The 16,116-nt window shown below is 51.8% G+C and carries 20 protein-coding genes; 9 read left to right on the forward strand and 11 right to left on the reverse strand.

The features are described from left to right. Positions 1-72: 72 nt before the first annotated feature. The 11 genes from mtrB to O0S09_RS07325 form a co-directional block, all read right to left on the reverse strand. On the reverse strand, positions 73-363 hold the full coding sequence (gene mtrB / locus O0S09_RS07275) for a tetrahydromethanopterin S-methyltransferase subunit MtrB (protein ID WP_268923306.1): 291 nt from the start codon (positions 361-363) through the stop codon (positions 73-75). Positions 364-382: 19 nt separating this feature from the next. After that, positions 383-1,240 carry a tetrahydromethanopterin S-methyltransferase subunit MtrC gene (gene mtrC / locus O0S09_RS07280; protein ID WP_268923307.1) on the reverse strand — a complete coding sequence of 286 codons (858 nt, stop codon included), beginning with the start codon at positions 1,238-1,240 and terminating at the stop codon, positions 383-385. Positions 1,241-1,250: 10 nt separating this feature from the next. Next, positions 1,251-2,105 (reverse strand): tetrahydromethanopterin S-methyltransferase subunit D, encoded by an 855-nt coding sequence (mtrD, locus tag O0S09_RS07285; RefSeq protein WP_268923308.1) that lies wholly within the window; start codon positions 2,103-2,105, stop codon positions 1,251-1,253. A gap of 2 nt (positions 2,106-2,107) precedes the next feature. Beyond that, positions 2,108-2,995 (reverse strand): tetrahydromethanopterin S-methyltransferase subunit E, encoded by an 888-nt coding sequence (gene mtrE, locus O0S09_RS07290; RefSeq protein WP_268923309.1) that lies wholly within the window; start codon positions 2,993-2,995, stop codon positions 2,108-2,110. A 667-nt stretch (positions 2,996-3,662) separates the two neighbouring features. Further along, on the reverse strand, positions 3,663-5,369 hold the full coding sequence (gene mcrA, locus O0S09_RS07295) for a coenzyme-B sulfoethylthiotransferase subunit alpha (RefSeq protein ID WP_268923310.1): 1,707 nt from the start codon (positions 5,367-5,369) through the stop codon (positions 3,663-3,665). Between the two features lie 5 nt (positions 5,370-5,374). Beyond that, positions 5,375-6,139 carry a coenzyme-B sulfoethylthiotransferase subunit gamma gene (gene mcrG / locus O0S09_RS07300; protein WP_268923311.1) on the reverse strand — a complete coding sequence of 255 codons (765 nt, stop codon included), beginning with the start codon at positions 6,137-6,139 and terminating at the stop codon, positions 5,375-5,377. Positions 6,140-6,146: 7 nt separating this feature from the next. Then, the gene (gene mcrC, locus O0S09_RS07305) at positions 6,147-6,824 is read right to left on the reverse strand and encodes a methyl-coenzyme M reductase I operon protein C (protein ID WP_268923312.1); all 678 of its coding nucleotides are present in this window, start codon (positions 6,822-6,824) and stop codon (positions 6,147-6,149) included. Further along, the gene (gene mcrD, locus O0S09_RS07310) at positions 6,825-7,298 is read right to left on the reverse strand and encodes a methyl-coenzyme M reductase operon protein D (protein WP_268923313.1); all 474 of its coding nucleotides are present in this window, start codon (positions 7,296-7,298) and stop codon (positions 6,825-6,827) included. Between the two features lie 39 nt (positions 7,299-7,337). Then, positions 7,338-8,645 (reverse strand): coenzyme-B sulfoethylthiotransferase subunit beta, encoded by a 1,308-nt coding sequence (gene mcrB, locus O0S09_RS07315; RefSeq protein ID WP_268923314.1) that lies wholly within the window; start codon positions 8,643-8,645, stop codon positions 7,338-7,340. Positions 8,646-9,111: 466 nt separating this feature from the next. Then, positions 9,112-10,032 carry a hypothetical protein gene (locus tag O0S09_RS07320; protein WP_268923315.1) on the reverse strand — a complete coding sequence of 307 codons (921 nt, stop codon included), beginning with the start codon at positions 10,030-10,032 and terminating at the stop codon, positions 9,112-9,114. Positions 10,033-10,100: 68 nt separating this feature from the next. Further along, positions 10,101-10,544, reverse strand: coding sequence for a hypothetical protein (locus tag O0S09_RS07325; protein WP_268923316.1), 444 nt, complete (start codon positions 10,542-10,544; stop codon positions 10,101-10,103). A gap of 394 nt (positions 10,545-10,938) precedes the next feature. Between O0S09_RS07325 and trmY the strand changes: the two genes are divergently transcribed. From trmY to O0S09_RS07370, 9 genes are all read left to right on the forward strand, one after another. Next, positions 10,939-11,508 (forward strand): tRNA (pseudouridine(54)-N(1))-methyltransferase TrmY, encoded by a 570-nt coding sequence (trmY, locus tag O0S09_RS07330; protein WP_268923317.1) that lies wholly within the window; start codon positions 10,939-10,941, stop codon positions 11,506-11,508. Continuing rightward, on the forward strand, positions 11,505-12,746 hold the full coding sequence (locus O0S09_RS07335; protein ID WP_268923318.1) for a tRNA pseudouridine(54/55) synthase Pus10: 1,242 nt from the start codon (positions 11,505-11,507) through the stop codon (positions 12,744-12,746). The genes trmY and O0S09_RS07335 overlap by 4 nt, the downstream gene beginning before the upstream one ends. Positions 12,747-12,748: 2 nt before the next feature. Then, positions 12,749-13,042, forward strand: coding sequence for a 50S ribosomal protein L21e (locus O0S09_RS07340; RefSeq protein ID WP_268923319.1), 294 nt, complete (start codon positions 12,749-12,751; stop codon positions 13,040-13,042). 42 nt (positions 13,043-13,084) lie between these two features. After that, positions 13,085-13,456, forward strand: coding sequence for an RNA polymerase Rpb4 family protein (locus O0S09_RS07345; RefSeq protein ID WP_268923320.1), 372 nt, complete (start codon positions 13,085-13,087; stop codon positions 13,454-13,456). A 14-nt stretch (positions 13,457-13,470) separates the two neighbouring features. Then, the gene (locus O0S09_RS07350) at positions 13,471-14,049 is read left to right on the forward strand and encodes a DUF655 domain-containing protein (RefSeq protein WP_268923321.1); all 579 of its coding nucleotides are present in this window, start codon (positions 13,471-13,473) and stop codon (positions 14,047-14,049) included. Next, the gene (gene rsmA, locus O0S09_RS07355; RefSeq protein ID WP_268923322.1) at positions 14,046-14,825 is read left to right on the forward strand and encodes a 16S rRNA (adenine(1518)-N(6)/adenine(1519)-N(6))-dimethyltransferase RsmA; all 780 of its coding nucleotides are present in this window, start codon (positions 14,046-14,048) and stop codon (positions 14,823-14,825) included. Before O0S09_RS07350 ends, rsmA begins: the two co-directional genes overlap by 4 nt. Beyond that, positions 14,822-15,466, forward strand: coding sequence for a HemK2/MTQ2 family protein methyltransferase (locus tag O0S09_RS07360; protein ID WP_268923323.1), 645 nt, complete (start codon positions 14,822-14,824; stop codon positions 15,464-15,466). The genes rsmA and O0S09_RS07360 overlap by 4 nt, the downstream gene beginning before the upstream one ends. Further along, the gene (locus tag O0S09_RS07365) at positions 15,447-15,680 is read left to right on the forward strand and encodes a heavy-metal-associated domain-containing protein (RefSeq protein ID WP_268923324.1); all 234 of its coding nucleotides are present in this window, start codon (positions 15,447-15,449) and stop codon (positions 15,678-15,680) included. The genes O0S09_RS07360 and O0S09_RS07365 overlap by 20 nt, the downstream gene beginning before the upstream one ends. 70 nt (positions 15,681-15,750) lie before the next feature. Then, entirely contained in the window at positions 15,751-16,095 is a 345-nt protein-coding gene (locus O0S09_RS07370) for a hypothetical protein (protein ID WP_268923325.1), read from the forward strand. Positions 16,096-16,116 lie beyond the last annotated feature (21 nt).

Consider the following 16,116-nt stretch of genomic DNA (forward strand, 5'->3'; position numbering starts at 1 on the left):
CGTCACCGGTGTGGTAGTCACCCTGGATGATCGGCCATCCGCTTGCTGGTGATTTTTTATCTGCCATGTAGCTCACATCCCAATTAATGCAAATGCAATCAGGCCGGCAATAAACAGTCCGACAGCCAGACCATACCAGAGTGAGGTAACGGAACCTGCATAGAGCAGGGTCTTCTCACGTCCGGGATAGCTGTTCAGGAAGTTTCCTTCTCCGGAAAGCATTCCGACGAGATCATCTGCAATCTTTTCAAGTTCAGCAACCTGATCAATGACCGGCTGGTAGGAAACACCTGCGGTCGTGACAATGCCTGCGATAGGGTCAGCTACGAGGCCAAATTCAGGTAATACTAATACATATCCCATTCTTGATTCCTCCGAAAGCTTATTCCTCCGCATCGCTGAACGGCTTTGCGTCGAGCCATGCTGCTGCATCGCGCTTGGATAAGGCGAAGTATTTCTTGTAGGACCAGTACCATCCGATGAGTGCAATGACCAGAGAGATCCAGGCTGCAACGAAGGAAACGAATGCAAAGGAAATAACTGCCATGACAATCATGGAAAGGAACCCGCACTCAATCGTGAGCATGTTGGTTCTGTCCTGTTTCTCTCCCGGACCAAGGCAGGCGTTGAACGGATGCTGAAGTGCAATTGCACCAAGCATGAACGAAACTGCAATGATACCGGTAGCGATATAGGAAAGAGTATGGAGCTCAAGCGTGAGTCCTAAGACCGGAATGGTATAGGTCGTAAGCTGGTCGAATCCGAGGCCGCCGATTGCAACAACGGTCAGACCCATAAGGGCGAGACAGCCGACTGCTGCAAGTTCTGCGATACTGCGGGTCATGACCGGGATCTTCATGTTCAGGACAGAGTTGGAGATCCATCCAAGAATGAGACCAACGATCAGTGCAATGATTAATCCTGCGATCGGCACGATGAACGGGCTGAACACAGCGAGCTTTGCGGCAAACAGCATAGCAATAACACCAGAACCGAACGCAAGCATACCTGCGGACGGAACTCCGGTACCGATACCGTAGCTGCAGAGTTTTTTGATTGTGCTGTTACCCCAGATCAGGGCACCAACAGCTGCAATTCCACCGAAGAATGCAAGGTAATCATAACCTGCATAGGATCCGGCGACTGCGATGTAAAGGGAAACCAGTGCAAGGACAAGACCAATAGCCATGACCTTGTTGTGTGGAATGCCATCGTGTGATGCTTCAACTTTTACTGACATTTTTTACACCTCAAAGAATTGCCACCGCCAGAAGTGCAACAAGACCGCAGATACCGCTTGCGCAGATAGCTGCAATGATTGCACGGGGGAAACGCTTGAACTTCGGGTCGTGCGGACCTTCAATGGTTCCGGTAATATTGTATGCAGAAAGCACTGCGATAACAAGGAACATACCGATTGCAAAGATGCCTGCAAGTCCCACTGCAAGAGAACTGAAATCCTCCATGTTGGCAGCCGAGAAGCTTGCGTTGTAGAACTCGAGAAGCTCAATGTAGATGAGTGTTCCGCCAAGACCACCGAACAGACCACCGATAACACCGCCAACGTAGGAGATGAACGGAAGTCCGTGACCTTCGGTTCCCTGGGATTTGTACTCAGCCTGAGAGTCACCGGTGATCGGGTCTTTTGCGACCTTACCGGATGCTGCGGGAATACCCATGCCATAGACATAGGAGATGTTCACCATCAGACAGGTGATTGCCATCATTAAACCGCCGCCGATTGCACCACCGGCGAGAGCGACTCCAAAGCCTAAACTTGCTGCCCATGCTCCTCCGAACAGTCCTGCGAGACCTGCACCGGTCGCAAGCATTGCGACACCGGTTGCAATACCCGGAGACTGTCCCATTGCTGCCGGCGCACCGCCGACCGGGACGAAGTGGACACCAAATGCAATCAGAGCTGCACCGACAATGATACCGACAAGCGTGGTAACCGGGAGCATTGCTCCGCCGGCAAGATAGCCGGAACTACCAAGGAAGTAGGCTGCGCCGATAAAGATGACTGCAAGGATGATTGCGATAACGGATGCAACAGGCTGGAATGCTCCGGCGTTGCCCGCTGGTTTTGCTGCAATTGCGCTCATAGTTAGGCCTCCGCAGTGTAGGGTCCGTAGTTCTTGCGTGCCCACTTCTCCACATAGCGGTCAATGAACGCGAAGACAAGGATAATGGCAACACCAACAGCGACTGCGCCCCATCCATTCAGGGTGTGCTCAAAGAGCACGGTACGCCACAGTTCAAAGAACACAATCAGACCAAAACACAGACCGGATGCCGGTCCGCCGAGTTTTGCGGTGAAGAAACCGTTGTCGATTGAACTTCTCTGACCAGCCTCTGCGTAACGAACAATGTTACCGGATGCAGAGATCGGGACACCAGCACCGAACTTCTGGTTCTGGTACTGACGCTCCTTACCATAGTACGGGTTTCCGGTTGCAGAACCTGCTGCACCAAGAGCAAGACCCCATACAATACCGAGAAGCGGAAGTGCGAACGGGTGGTTGAGCACAGTTGCCATCAGGTAACATGCAGTTACCGTGGTGAAAATTGCAACAAATGCGTGACCCATGGTCACAGTCGTTACTGACTTTAACACATCAATAAAGACCGGCTGTCCGAACTTGGAAAGACTTGCAGTTCTTCCAAGGTATGCAGTGGTAGCATAGATACCCTGCACAAAGGTTGCGAGAACTGTACCAAAGATGATTGCCAGTACTGCGTTGACATGCAACATAATGAATGCCCATGCAATACCGCAAGCAAGGGTTACCCACAGGGTGTATGCTGGGGGCTCACCGGATACTGCTTTGTTGTAGATACGGTGAGTATAGCCCATCTGAGGTGCAAGCTGGACCTGAGAGTTCGGGTCACCCTGTGATCCGATGTTGGACTCAGTATCCTCGGCTGCACCTGCAACCGCTGCGAGAGCTCCCGCAAGGGCAGTTACTCCAATGCCGATTATAATTTCTTGCATGTAAGATTCTCCCTTGAGTTTGCGTGCACAAGTTGTACAACTCGTGCTGCACCTGATCACCCCACGGTGTCAGGGCCAACGTTTCCTTTGCGGAAACGAAAGTATTGTTCCAGTGAATGCTGCCCCAAAGGGCATACAACGGACTGAAACGAAGGATGCGTCTCAAGTAGCCGCACGATTCATATCGTGCAGACGTCTCAGGAGTCATAGAAGACTCGTGGACAATTCACGATCATTCACACGTGAAATGACGTGAACGTTCGAATAACGTTACCACTCTAAAGAATGGAGTACAAAGTGTGGACAATTACTTGTTTGCAGGGGAGGTATATTAATGTATACGAAAATCGTCGAAGAGCTGTTCTTTGATCGATGATTTCAGCCTGATTTTAGGCCAATTGCACCAAATAATTTGCATTACAGACGACCCACTTTTCAAACACAAGTGAATGTTACCTCATCTAAAATTATCTGATGTCATAAGACCCCTATAAGACCTTTGTTGTCGGACAAAAACCCGGGGTGCGGCAGAAAAAGAAGCGGAAATGTACCGTTGGGATTATATAGATTGTGTTTCTCAGCCGAAAAACACCAGACCATTCGCGCGGTCGGATGAATTTTACAACAACGAAAAAAAAAGAAAATGGGTTTATCACCCTGGACAGATTTACTGTGCCGGGATGATGAGCGAGCGCTCGCCTGCTGGCATGAACTCGCGGATAGCTCCCTTTGCGAACTCCTTTCTCGGGTTTGCAAAGTCGAACTTGAGTGCCGGGTCTGCGAAGCAGATCTTGATAAGCGGGGACAGTGCCCATGCATCGCCGCGGCCAATGTGGGCAGATGCAACAATTGCTGCGTACTCGCCCTGGTGACCGACGTTCATTGCATAGTTCGGGTAGTTCGGTCCACGGAACTCACCAATACAACCCTCGTCAGGTCTGATGGAGAGCGAGTTTGCGGAACCGCACTGGTCCTGCAGATCGTAGCCGAAGAATCCAAGTCTGGACCATCCGTCCTTGTGCATAAGCATGGACAGATACCAGGCATTGAGACCAGCGTTGGAGTTACCGGTTGCAATGGAAGTGGTGGTACCGCATGCTGCTGCAAGAACTGCTGCACGCTGGGAACCGCCGAAGTGGTCTTCCATCATGGTCGGGAACTGCTCGTACTGCTCCATACCGTAGAGGTTGACTTCAGTACCGATGTCGTTAACGACTTCCTGGGTCGGCTTGACTTTGTCGTTTGCGTTCGGGTTCTTCACATCGACCTTGTACTTGTCGTGGATGTAGTCCATACCGTGGTAGACAAAGTCGTCGAGGATGTTATCGGTGTATGCTGCGGTTGCGTACTGGGTGAAACCGACACCACCGGACATGTAAGAACCAAGCCAGATCTGGTCGAACAGAACTGCTCCTGCACCGACAACTTCAAGGGTTGCCTTTGCCGGGTCGTTCGGGTTGACACGGTCTGCCTGAATCATATCGGCAAAGTTGCCGAACAGAATTCCTCCGGGCTCATTCGGACCACGTGCACGGCGTGCCGGCAGGTGGGATGCCATGTTGATAACACCAGCGTGCTTTGCTGCAAAGGACAGGTCAGCGACTGCTGCTTCACCAGCACACATGCGGTATGCTGCAATGAAGGACATACCGATCTGCATTGCAGACCAGCGGGAGGTTGTTCCACCATCGCAGGTACGACCAACGATGGTCGGCATGTGGACGCACTGCCACAGGGACTTGCCGACTGCTGCCTGAAGGGCTTCTGCCTGCTTCTTCGGGAAGAGCTTCTCAACGTCAATGACGTACTGGGACTCGATAGAGTCTGCAAGCTCCTGGTCACCGGTGAAGACACGGACGTAACAGTCATCGGTTAAAGCCGGGTGGGTCTCAACCATGTGTTCCTGAACGACTGCTCCTCCGGGCATTGCGTGGTTGACAATGTGGAGATACTCGGAGATAGTCTCCGGCGTAACTTCCTTGCCGAGACGCTTCTGCAGGGTGGAGTGTGCCATATCCATGGACACGATTACGGTTCTGCGGATATCATCCCAGAACTGCTGCATTGCTGCATTGTTTACGAAGTGCAGATCATCACCCTCAACGAAGGTTCCGGTTCCGGAAACTTCGTAGGTCATGAGCTGACGCTGACCCATCGGGACACCTGCAAGGTGGCAGTGGTCCGGGTCGTACATGGAGATTCCTCTCTTTGCAACGATTGCCTCGTTTTCTTTGAGGAATTCGGTCTTACGTGCAGACTGGTGAATACCGTTGAACTTGTAGAATTCAGTGGTGGTGGACTCAACATCCTGCTTGGGGAACTTCTGCTTGAGTGCTTCAAGGAAAAGTTTCTGGGTCTTCTCTACTTTTGCCATTGTATTCAGGCCTCCTTGGGCATAAATCCGTACTTGGTACGAAGTGCGTGGATACGCTGGACGTATTTAACGTACTCCTCATCACTGCGGAATGCAGTTCCGACAAGGGAGTGGAACATGGTGGTGTTCTCCTTGAGCCATGCTGCGTCCATCGGCTTGCCGACTGCAACCTTACGGTCGAGCGGGTTTCCGACCTGATCCTTCACGTACTTGACGATACCGTCAGTGTCAAGGATACAGCGCTGTACTGCATCGAACATCATGCCGTTCTCTGCGAGACGCAGGGAGTGGCCGTGCACAGTTGCACCGCGGATACCGCAGGTAGCCGGGTCAAAGAGGTTGGTCTCAACGAGCTCACGTGCGTATCCTTCAAGGTCACGCTCACGGCACTCGATGATCTGACGGCCGGACAGAGTTCCCGGGTCGATGCCGCGGAAGCGGTACATCTCAAGGTAGGTTCTCTGGTACGGCTGACACGGTGCGTTCAGCATCGAGTCTGCAAACTGGATGTAGCGGACACGGTCACCTGCTTTTGCTCCCTCAGTCGGTTTGACAATCTTTCTGATCGGGCAGTCAGGTTCTCCCTGCTCTGCAAGTGGCGGGTGTGCGGACGGGTATGCCTGTCCTGGTGCACGGTGTCCCATAATAAGGATGAGGTCCTCATCGGTGACGCTGCGAATCTTTTCGAGCTTCACGTTCGGGTTCATCTGATTGCGGCGGTTTGCTGCAACCTTGGACGTTCCCGGTCCATACTGTGGTGTATATGCCATAGTTTGTTCACCTTAATGTGTATGTTCCTGATACCGAGGATTCATGAGTTTCATGGACTCCCATCTCAGGATTTTTAATTATTCGTAGTACTTCATGAATGACATCAGCCATCGCAACACGACTCGGAGTCTGACCCCGGGTGATTCCGGTGACAATCCCCATGACGGTCCCTTTCGTTCTGATTTTATCAGGTTTTGGCATGACGTATGCGGTCTTCACACCTTCCCGTGCGAAATCCTCAAAATCAACCGGTGCCTGACAGACAACAACGGCGTTGACATTGCATTCCTGCAGGATCTTCCGGGATTTGTGGATGACGTGGGATCGGATGTTTCCGTGGTGAAGAACGGCAACTTTGTGACGTTCTATCTGTTCAATTTCGCGATCTAATATGCCGAAGTTGGAACCGAGTGCAACACCGCCGATTTCTGCGTCCGGCGGGACTCCGCTGCCTGCGTTCAGCACCAAGGTACTTACGCTGTATTCTATCCCCTGCTGCCGCAGTGCTGACGTGATATCGCAGACAGGTTTTGTTATATGTCTCCGGCCGGGAGACATTCCCACGATGATGACGTCAGGATTTTTACATTCAGAGATGGTTCCCCTCTGAGCAAGAGAGCCCCCCTTGCCCATACCCATACTCTGTCTGCAGTCGACCAGCTGTGTTACACGTCCAAGAGGCATTTATCTGTTCCCCTGAAGGATGATCGGGCGTTGTTTGCTCTTGGGATCGGCCATGCCGAGTATACGTTCGTCCTCGACAATACCATATTTTGCATAATCGGTTGTTGTCATATTAGAACGCATATAGATGCCCTCGGTGATCCCGTACGGGAATTTATCGGCAAAGACCTCATCACATACCGCTTTGATATCAGGAATCAGAGACGAATCTTCCAGTTCAAGGAGGATTGTTCCCACCTGAACACCGAGCATGTACTCTTCGCCGCAGACCTGAATGGACCTGCGGTAGGTGGTCGGATTGGCAGTGCCGCGGGCCGGACCATACGGTACGGTTGCGGGAATGCTCGGACCGTTTAAGACTAAACGGCGGATTCCGCCCACGTGAAAGAGCCTGTCAAGAAGAATCTCGACAGTCTCGGGATTCAGAAATCGCATCGGGACGATTCTCAGTTGTGGATATGTTGGTTCTGTCATTCTTTGACCTATCCGTCGTAACGGAAGTTTCTACAAGGCTTAAACTGCCTTTGCAATTGCCTGGATCGGGCGGGCGAACTCTTCGATCTGACCGAAGGTGTCACCGTAAACTTTTGCGGTGCCCTCCGGGGAGAACATCTGAGTACCTGCATCAAGTGCACATGCTGCAACGATACAGGGCATACCGACACCTGCTGCGTGACGGGTCACGACGTGGTTGCCGTTGAAGATACCCGGTCCGCCTCCACCGTAGATGGAGTGGCTGAAGAAGGAGAAACCGACTGCGACACCCATGGTTCTTCCGAAGTCAGAGCCCGGGAGACCGGTTTCGTGCTCAAGAAGGTCGTTGAAGTACAGCAGAGTCGAAGAGACTGCCTGTGCGAAACGTCCTGCACCACAGTTGACCATGGTTGCTGCGAGCGTTCCTGCGGATGCGTATGCATTCCACATCATCGGGTCCTTGGTTTCGTATGCTTTGAAGGTTGCGCTGCCAGCACCCTGGGTGATGACTTTGTCCTCAACTGCACGCTCGACAAGGGACTGGACGACGGTACCAACGGTTCCGGTCTGGCCGTTTGACTTGACAAGGTCGTAGACGATGTTGTTTGCATTCAGACCCTGGTAGGCGTAGAGCAGAAGCTGTGCACGCTCGAACGGGCCGATTGCGGATCCCATCTCGAACTGACCTGCCTGCTCGAAGGTGGAGGCGAGTGCTGCACCCTGCATTGCGTTGCGGTGGGTCATCATAACAGACTGGTTTGCCGGAATGTTACGAAGTGCGTATCCGAGAGACTCGTTGTTCTGCGGGATGGACATGATCATGGAGCAAGCTCCGCCTGCCATATCCATGGTAACCGGGTAGGAACCGAATGCTGCTGCCTTGACAGTGTTTGCGTTAAACATGTCGATGTTGAACTGCTCAACTACTGCGTAGGTGGTTGCTGCTGCAACGGAAGTAAGTGCTGCATCATAGGTTGCTGCACTTGCGATACGTGCGGACGGAACCTTGACTAAGAGAAGTTTTCCGCCGTTGAAGCGCTTGACCTCGGTGTCGTCGCCTGCGGTTACAGAGACGTACTCTTTGATCTTTGCTTCGATTGCATCAACGTTGCCGACGATGTCGAGGTCGAGTTCACGGCCGAGGATCTGCTGGTGTTTGCCGATCTTTCCGGTCTTGAGTCCGTCCTGCATGCCGCCGAGGTTGACTGCGACGGTTCTCTTGGTGTCGTCAATGATCTTCTTTACTGCCGGGTTGACCAGCGGGCTGATCTTCTCGAGTGCGACGTTGCTCTTGAGGAGCTTGCCGTTGTCGTCATAGAGATCAATGACATCCTTGTATTTTGCCATAATTTTTTCCTCTGAATAATGTTGTTCATTGGCTCTGCGCCGCATGGACTTCATGCGCCGCGTAATTTTCCGTTACTTTCACTGAATAACACTGGAAATTGCTAATAGAGAATTGTTGTTTGGGTCAGTGACGGTTGTTTTGGCACAATTGCGCAAACGGTTTTGAGTGTTACTCAAAGAACGTTCACACGTCCCCCTCTCGGGACATTGAAATGTATCTTTGTGTCTGGATATAAGTATTCTCTTTAACAGGAGAGAAGAACGGTATTCGCTTTGTTTGCGGTATTGGGGCAGTAATTTCGAAATTGGTAAATAGATTCAGAAATTTTTCGGGAAAGTTTTGGTCAAGTATGACGAGGAGTTGAGACAGGTAATACTTTGTGCGTTCAAGTGAGAGGGCAGTGATAACTCATGGTGCGCTCTCATGATTTGCGGTTTGTTTGACCGCGCACGGGAAAAAAGAGATTTATTTCCGGTACAGGACAAGTCCTGCAAGGAGGGACAGAGGAACAAGAAGAACCGGCAGGGGAGACTGGGTTGGAACAGGTGTCTGCGTCCCGGTGGTTGGTTCTGATGTTGTTTCGGTTGTTGCCGGAGTGGTTCCCGCAGTGGTCGGCGGGACAGTAGTCGCAACAGTGGTGACGGTAGTTGTAGGAGGAACGGTTGTTTTGGTCGGGGTCGGGTTGAAGGTGATGGTCAGTCCCGGGTCGGTGACATCAGTATAGTCCATCGTGATAGAGTTGGATTTTTGTGCGTAGTTGCGGAAGGATGCAGGTTCGCTCCACTCCGCATAGATGGTGGTGGTCTTGCCCAGATCTTTTGGCCGGAAGGACTGGGTTGTCAGAACCTGGGCACTATTGACAGGAATATCAGCAAAGTTGCTGCCCGAAACATACGTGGTCTCAGAACCGTCCGCACCCTGAAAAACGACGTTCACTTTGGCACCAAGACCGCTCGGACCAACATGCGGTGCATTGATCTTGACCTGATAATACTCCGTGTCAAGGAATCCCCACTGCTGCACAGAAGAGACACCGTCTTTTGCAAGAACAATGTCGATGGAGAGTTCCGGATAGTAGATCATGACCGTGCCGAGTTTGGTTCCCGAACTATCGACGGCATCCCACGAACCGGTATAACTGCCGACGGATGCGGCGAGCAGTTCAAAATTGGATGCATCCTGAACCACAATGGTGTTGAGAACGTTGTTGTTCGGATTGTACTGCAGCTGCGCGGTACCGACAAGATCACCAGTGAAGTTTATCCCGTTCTCGTACACAAAGAGCGTACTGCCGGAAGAAACACCGCGGGCTGCTGCCGGGGAAGCGACAAGGCTGACGGCAAGAAGACCAATCAGCAGGATCAGAAGAATGCGTTTTTGTTGCATGGAACATCCCTCAAAAGTATAGTGTGTATGTGGGTTGTAGGGACATAGATTGTTTGCGGAGAAAACGATCAGGTGAAGGAAATTTTATTCGCATAGATCAGCGTCTCGGCCCCGTCCTGAAAGTGGCCGGTGATCAGAATAAAATGCTGGCCGGTCACACCCTTGGCAAGACCGGCGTAGAGGAGAGAAGCAGACCTGTCCCCGACGGATACCTGGCGTGTATCCTGACCGGCAGGAATTTCGACACCATCAATGTGCAGCGTTACAGAAGTAAGAGACGCTGCATCGTACTCCGGGTAGATGCTGACAACAACATCATTTCCCGAGAGCATCATCTGAACGTTAACCTTCCTTTCGTCTTCAAGGGAAACAACGGTCTCCGTCAAAACATAGATGCCGACACCCACCAGAAGCAGAATAATGCAAATGACTGCCAGAATAACAAGAACTACAGATCCACCGCGGGAACCGGGAGACATATAATATGCCGCGGATGCAGCATGGTTTGTCATAGGAAAACCCCTGCAGAACTTACGAACCGCACAGCTGAATGACCCGTTTGACATCCGCACAGAGAAGAAGAGTACATGCACCAGCTCCTACCGTGCGGGAAAAAACAGTAATTCCACACCATTCATGCGAGGTCTGCGGGGGGGGGGGCAAAAACCAAAATTTGAGCTTTAAATTTAAAAAGAATGCACAATGTGACGATTTTTCATTTACACCCATCCACTGACAATATCTCTCGTACACCACATCGACCCCCCACACCGGACAGAAAAATCTGACAAGTAAGTCGTAGTATATATTCCGCTGGACTATCATTTAAAGAATAGTACTGTGACCGTGACGGGACCAGTACGGGCGAACGCCTTATGCCAACCAACAGCCAACATACATACTCACATGCTCCGGTTTGCAATCCTCGGCCATAAGGCCACAACATCTCCAGACTTTTCCTTAAACGACATGCCGGGAGGTGCAGGAAGAATGGATGTTTTATGCCGCTGCATCAACAGCTCCTTCTTCCTCAGTCACGATCTCCGCCGCAATACAGAATGCTATCTGATCCTCGAGGGAGCCGAGCCGCACAAGACGCTCCGGTTCTCCGGCGAAACGATCCGGTCGCTGAACCCTGATGAGCGGAGTGCTGGCGCACTGATTAAGAAAGGATTGAGTACTCCTGCAGAACCGGAGTTCCGGAAAGCCGCCGATGGAATTGCAATCCGATCAGGAGGGCTTGCGGAGCTTTTACAGGAGTTTTCGTTTGCGGTTCTTGATGAGAACGGCAAAGACATCCGCGATGCAGAGACATTACCGGAGAATTTTATCCTGAGCGATCACATGAACTTCACCGAGGACGAAGAAGCATTACTCAAAGATCTTCCACGTTACTCGGTCGGGCCCCGTGTGCTGCATGCAGACCACACCATTACGGTGATCTTAAATGAGTTTGATCGGAGGGAGAGATCATGACGGACATTCTTGAAACGGTTCATCAGATTCTGGAGTACGGCGACATCTGCGACCACTGTCTGGGAAGACTGTTCGCAAAACGATCGTTTGGTTTAACCAACGAACAGCGGGGACATGCACTGCGGGTTGCCCATGCGCTTGCCTACAACATTCCGTTTGTCCCCTACGAGAAAGGTACCTGCTGGATCTGCAACGATCTCTTCGACAGCGTCCCTGCATGGGCAGAAAAAGCAGCGGCCGCCATGCAGGATATTGAGTACTCCACATTTGTGATCGGTACCCGTGTCCCCCCGATGATGACAGAGTCCGAAGAGATGATCTGGTCGGACCTGTCCCTCGAACATCCCGAACCGATCAAATCCGAGATGAACCGTGAGGTCGGCAAAGCAGTATCCGCCCTTACCGGAAAAAAGGGAGACCCGAAAAATCCGGAACTCACCGCCGTGCTGAACATCGCCGATGACTGCGTGGAACTGCAAATTGCATCCGTCTACTTCTACGGCAGGTATCTCAAGTATGAACGGGGAATCCCGCAGACACACTGGGACTGCCGCGCATGCCGGGGAAAAGGCTGTGAAAAGTGTAACTTCACCGGCAAACAGTACCCGACCTCAGTCGAAGAACTGATTGCAGAGATGCCAAAACAGATGTTTGCCGCAGAAAACGGAGTCTTACACGGATCCGGCAGAGAAGACATTGATGCCCTGATGATCGGTACCGGCAGACCATTTGTTATGGAGATGCAGAATCCGAAAATCCGAAACATAGATCTGCGGGAACTGGAATCTGCGATTAATGCATCCGCCGCACCCCGTGTCCAGGTAAAACTGGAACGCTGGTCTGACAAAAAAACGGTGGAAATGCTTAAATCACACAAAGGGCATAAAACATACAGGATTCTGGTCGATATAGACGACAGTATCTCTCTTGAAACAGTCCGGAATGCGGTATCAAAGCTGAAAGGAGCTTTGATTCACCAGCGCACGCCTGAACGCGTAGCTCACCGCAGGGCGGATCTTGTCAGAGATAGAACAGTCGTTGATATCGAGTGTCTCGGAATAGAGGATTCCCTCTACCGCATCGAGGTTGTGGGAGAAGGCGGACTCTATATCAAAGAACTCGTATCAGGAGACGGGGGCCGAACAACCCCGAGTCTCGCTGAAATCCTCGCCGTCCCCGCCAAAGTTGTCGCGTTAGACGTGGTGCAGGTCGACGGAATTAATAACGGAGATGAGTAAAAATGGCAAAACATAACGGTATTAAGAAACGGACACGGTATAAGCTTCAGAAAGGTCTTCGTGAGCGCGGAATGCCGAACGTAACCTCGGTCATCCAGCACTTTGAAGAGGGGCAGAAGGTTCACATCGTCATTGAGCCAAGTGTGCAGAAGGGCATGCCGCACCCGCGTTTCCACGGCAAGACCGGCACGGTTCTTGGCCAGCGCGGTCGCGCCTGGCTTCTTGAGATCAAAGACGGCAATGCAACCAAAGTGGTCATCTCCCGTCCGCAGCACCTCAAGGCACAGAAATATTAACCCCCAAATACTAATTTTACATTTACTTCAGGAGTCACAGGCATGAAAGTGAAAAAAGTTATCAGCGAAGAAATGATGTCGCTGCCGGAGCTTCGCGAGGTGCTGATCTCAATTCGTGACCAGCGTGCCGGCGGAGACGGTGAGACGGAAACGTCTGCACGGACGATGTCGTACGAGCTGCGCAAGAGTATCGATCATGCCGACAGTCTCGGAAAGTGCGATCCTGCAACCGCAAACGTCATTATTGACGAGTTGAACGGTCTTGAGAAGATAAGACCGGAGATCGCCTACCGGATTGTCAATATCATGCCGGAAAGCCGCGACGAACTTCGCGCCATCTACGCAAAGGAACGGTACACGCTTCTTCCGGAAGATCTGGATCAGATCCTTGATATACTCCGCCAGCATGCGTGAGTGAGGTGCAAGTTATGCCTCCAAAAACCGAGAGAGCCGACAAAAAGGAAGTCGAAGCTGTTGTACTGGATTTTCTTCAGTGGGGATATGCGGATGACAAACGCCCCTTAAACCAGCGGGAGCCGATTATCCTCGCGGTCGGCACCGACCAGTTTAAACTGCTGGAGCTGATTCCCAAACGCAACTTTGCCATCAATCTGCATGACAAGGTGTACATCGGTGACGGCGAGCGGAAGATTGTCGAGCGGGTGAAGCGCCGGATCTCCTATGATGAACTGACCAATACCGCAAAAGGCGAACTTGAACCGGTGATCTCCATGATCATTGCAGAAAGTGAACCGCGGTTCGTGAAGTTCTATAACGAAGCAGTACCGATCAGTCTGAAACTGCACATGCTGAACCTTCTTCCGGGTTTTGGAAAGAAGACACTGACCGATACACTGACCGAGCGGCAGAAGAAACCGTTCGAAAGCTTTGAAGATATCCGTTCCCGGGTGAAGACACTTGCAAAACCGGAGAAGTTTATTCTTGAACGGATTATGCTGGAGCTGGAAAACCCGGACGAGAAGTATCACCTCTTCACGTCAAAATGAAGGCTCCCAAAGATCAACATTTTTTAGTAGATGCAGACGCCGTTGCGCTGATTGCAGATACCATTCCGGTAGCCGGCAGAAAGGTCCTTGAGATCGGCCCCGGCGGCGGAGTCTTAACCGCTGCACTGCTGGCACGCGGAGCAACGGTTCGTGCAGTGGAACTGGACGGATCGCTTTTGCCGAATCTTGAGCAGCGGTTTGCCGGACAGCTCGCATCCGGCCAGCTGCAGATAATCCGCGGTGATGCATCAAAGGTACCCCTGCCGGAGTTTGAGCTGGTGGTAGCAAACCTGCCGTACTCCATCTCTTCGAAGATTACGTTCCGGCTGCTGGAAACCGGTTTTGAATCAGCAGTACTGATGTACCAGCTGGAGTTCGGAAAGCGGATGATTGCACCGCCGGGAAACGGTGAGTATGGAAGACTCTCGGTGATGGCGCAGACGTATGCGGATGTGGAAATGATTCTGGAACTTCCGCCCGAAGCATTCTCACCGCCGCCGGAGGTGTGGTCAATTGTGGTAAAGATTACCCCTCATGAACCGCCGGTACCAATCAGAGATCGCAGTGTGCATGCCGTACTCGTCAGAGAACTCTTCTCCCACCGGAGAAAAACAATCCGGAACGGCCTTCGCGGTATGCAGAGCATCTACGGAACTGCCGTGATGACAAATCTCACCGAGGCACTGCCCGCAGAGCTGCTGGACAAACGACCGGAGATGTTGTCGGTAACAGATTTTATTGATCTTTCCAACCGGTTATCTGTTCTGAGAGTATGAAACCGGATACCACACAAATCTATTTTCCCGCAGAGGACACACATCTGCTGATCCGTGCGGCTCTTGCCGAAGTGAAGACCTCCGATCGTGTACTGGAAGTCGGGACCGGATCTGGAGCTGTTGCCAAAGCAGTAATGACAGTTGCGCCGCAGACAATGGCAACGGAGATCAATCCGCATGCAGCAGCGTATGCGACGGCGGAGGGGGTAGCGGTTGTCCGGGGAAATCTGCTGGATCCTCTGAAAGGGGAGTTTGATCTGATTTTGTTCAATGCACCCTATCTGCCGACGAGACCCGAAGAACGTATCAATGACTGGCTTGAGTTTGCGCTGGACGGAGGAGAGACCGGACGCGAGGTGATTGAACGGTTCCTGCCTGCGGCAGCAGATCGTCTTGCGAAGTTTGGACGGATTCTTCTGCTGGTTTCCTCAGCAACGGGACTTCCGGAACTGCTCGCACTGGGTAAACAGTACGGGATGATTAGCATCATTGCAGATTCGGAACAAATGGAAGACGGCGAGACATTATACGTCCTGCGCATCTCGCGGGATCTCTGCTGCATGGGAGATGACGGTAACCCGAACAGAAGAGATAAGACATCAGGAACACCATTGTGTTGGTATGACAACGCAGAAGATTGAATTTGGCGTTTCCGGTATGCACTGCGGAGGATGTTCCGGTCACCTGACAACGATGCTTGCGGAACTTCCGGGTGTTGCAGAGGTGAAGGTTGATCACGTTGCCGGGACAGCTTCGCTTTCGGTTGACTACGATCAGACAACATTTGAAGATATTACCGAATGTGTTCTGGATGCGGGCTTTGAAGTCGTACCCGGTTCATTGAAAAATTTCTGACCATTTCTTTTTTGTACCCTTGTGCCGAATCCGACAAGTAATTACGCGAGTATGGTAATAAAAATAGGATATGGCCAGAACACTTTCCGAGCATGACATTGCACTGCTGCTAAAACTGGCACCGGAGTGTGACACCCTGATCTGTAAGGGATCAGAGAATACATACCGATCTATTCTTCCGCCGGTGGCAAATCATTATGCAAAGGATGCAGACGATTTTGCAGTGCGGCTGAACCGTCTGACCGACGAGGAGTTGGTAACCCTCGTAGATATGATCCGGGAAGGAAAAGAGGGCATCAGCTGCATACCGGAGGAGTGTGCAGAAGTCTTGATCGAACAGGCACTTCGCCGCGTGGGGCCGGAGGCGGGAAACGAACTCTATGCTCTCTATGAGGCAGGAACCCAGTGCCTGTGAACCCATAGACTGAACGTATTT

The organism is Methanocorpusculum vombati (genome assembly GCF_026891935.1).
In the GTDB taxonomy this organism is placed as follows: domain Archaea; phylum Halobacteriota; class Methanomicrobia; order Methanomicrobiales; family Methanocorpusculaceae; genus Methanocorpusculum; species Methanocorpusculum vombati.

Bases quoted from the DNA above. Each gene is read 5' to 3' on its own strand.
- mtrB (WP_268923306.1), bottom strand. From the start codon at position 363: ATGGGATATGTATTAGTATTACCTGAATTTGGCCTCGTAGCTGACCCT.
- mtrC (WP_268923307.1), bottom strand. From the start codon at position 1,240: ATGTCAGTAAAAGTTGAAGCATCACACGATGGCATTCCACACAACAAG.
- mtrD (WP_268923308.1), bottom strand. From the start codon at position 2,105: ATGAGCGCAATTGCAGCAAAACCAGCGGGCAACGCCGGAGCATTCCAG.
- mtrE (WP_268923309.1), bottom strand. From the start codon at position 2,995: ATGCAAGAAATTATAATCGGCATTGGAGTAACTGCCCTTGCGGGAGCT.
- mcrA (WP_268923310.1), bottom strand. From the start codon at position 5,369: ATGGCAAAAGTAGAGAAGACCCAGAAACTTTTCCTTGAAGCACTCAAG.
- mcrG (WP_268923311.1), bottom strand. From the start codon at position 6,139: ATGGCATATACACCACAGTATGGACCGGGAACGTCCAAGGTTGCAGCA.
- mcrC (WP_268923312.1), bottom strand. From the start codon at position 6,824: ATGCCTCTTGGACGTGTAACACAGCTGGTCGACTGCAGACAGAGTATG.
- mcrD (WP_268923313.1), bottom strand. From the start codon at position 7,298: ATGACAGAACCAACATATCCACAACTGAGAATCGTCCCGATGCGATTT.
- mcrB (WP_268923314.1), bottom strand. From the start codon at position 8,645: ATGGCAAAATACAAGGATGTCATTGATCTCTATGACGACAACGGCAAG.
- O0S09_RS07320 (WP_268923315.1), bottom strand. From the start codon at position 10,032: ATGCAACAAAAACGCATTCTTCTGATCCTGCTGATTGGTCTTCTTGCC.
- O0S09_RS07325 (WP_268923316.1), bottom strand. From the start codon at position 10,544: ATGACAAACCATGCTGCATCCGCGGCATATTATATGTCTCCCGGTTCC.
- trmY (WP_268923317.1), top strand. From the start codon at position 10,939: ATGCTCCGGTTTGCAATCCTCGGCCATAAGGCCACAACATCTCCAGAC.
- O0S09_RS07335 (WP_268923318.1), top strand. From the start codon at position 11,505: ATGACGGACATTCTTGAAACGGTTCATCAGATTCTGGAGTACGGCGAC.
- O0S09_RS07340 (WP_268923319.1), top strand. From the start codon at position 12,749: ATGGCAAAACATAACGGTATTAAGAAACGGACACGGTATAAGCTTCAG.
- O0S09_RS07345 (WP_268923320.1), top strand. From the start codon at position 13,085: ATGAAAGTGAAAAAAGTTATCAGCGAAGAAATGATGTCGCTGCCGGAG.
- O0S09_RS07350 (WP_268923321.1), top strand. From the start codon at position 13,471: ATGCCTCCAAAAACCGAGAGAGCCGACAAAAAGGAAGTCGAAGCTGTT.
- rsmA (WP_268923322.1), top strand. From the start codon at position 14,046: ATGAAGGCTCCCAAAGATCAACATTTTTTAGTAGATGCAGACGCCGTT.
- O0S09_RS07360 (WP_268923323.1), top strand. From the start codon at position 14,822: ATGAAACCGGATACCACACAAATCTATTTTCCCGCAGAGGACACACAT.
- O0S09_RS07365 (WP_268923324.1), top strand. From the start codon at position 15,447: ATGACAACGCAGAAGATTGAATTTGGCGTTTCCGGTATGCACTGCGGA.
- O0S09_RS07370 (WP_268923325.1), top strand. From the start codon at position 15,751: ATGGCCAGAACACTTTCCGAGCATGACATTGCACTGCTGCTAAAACTG.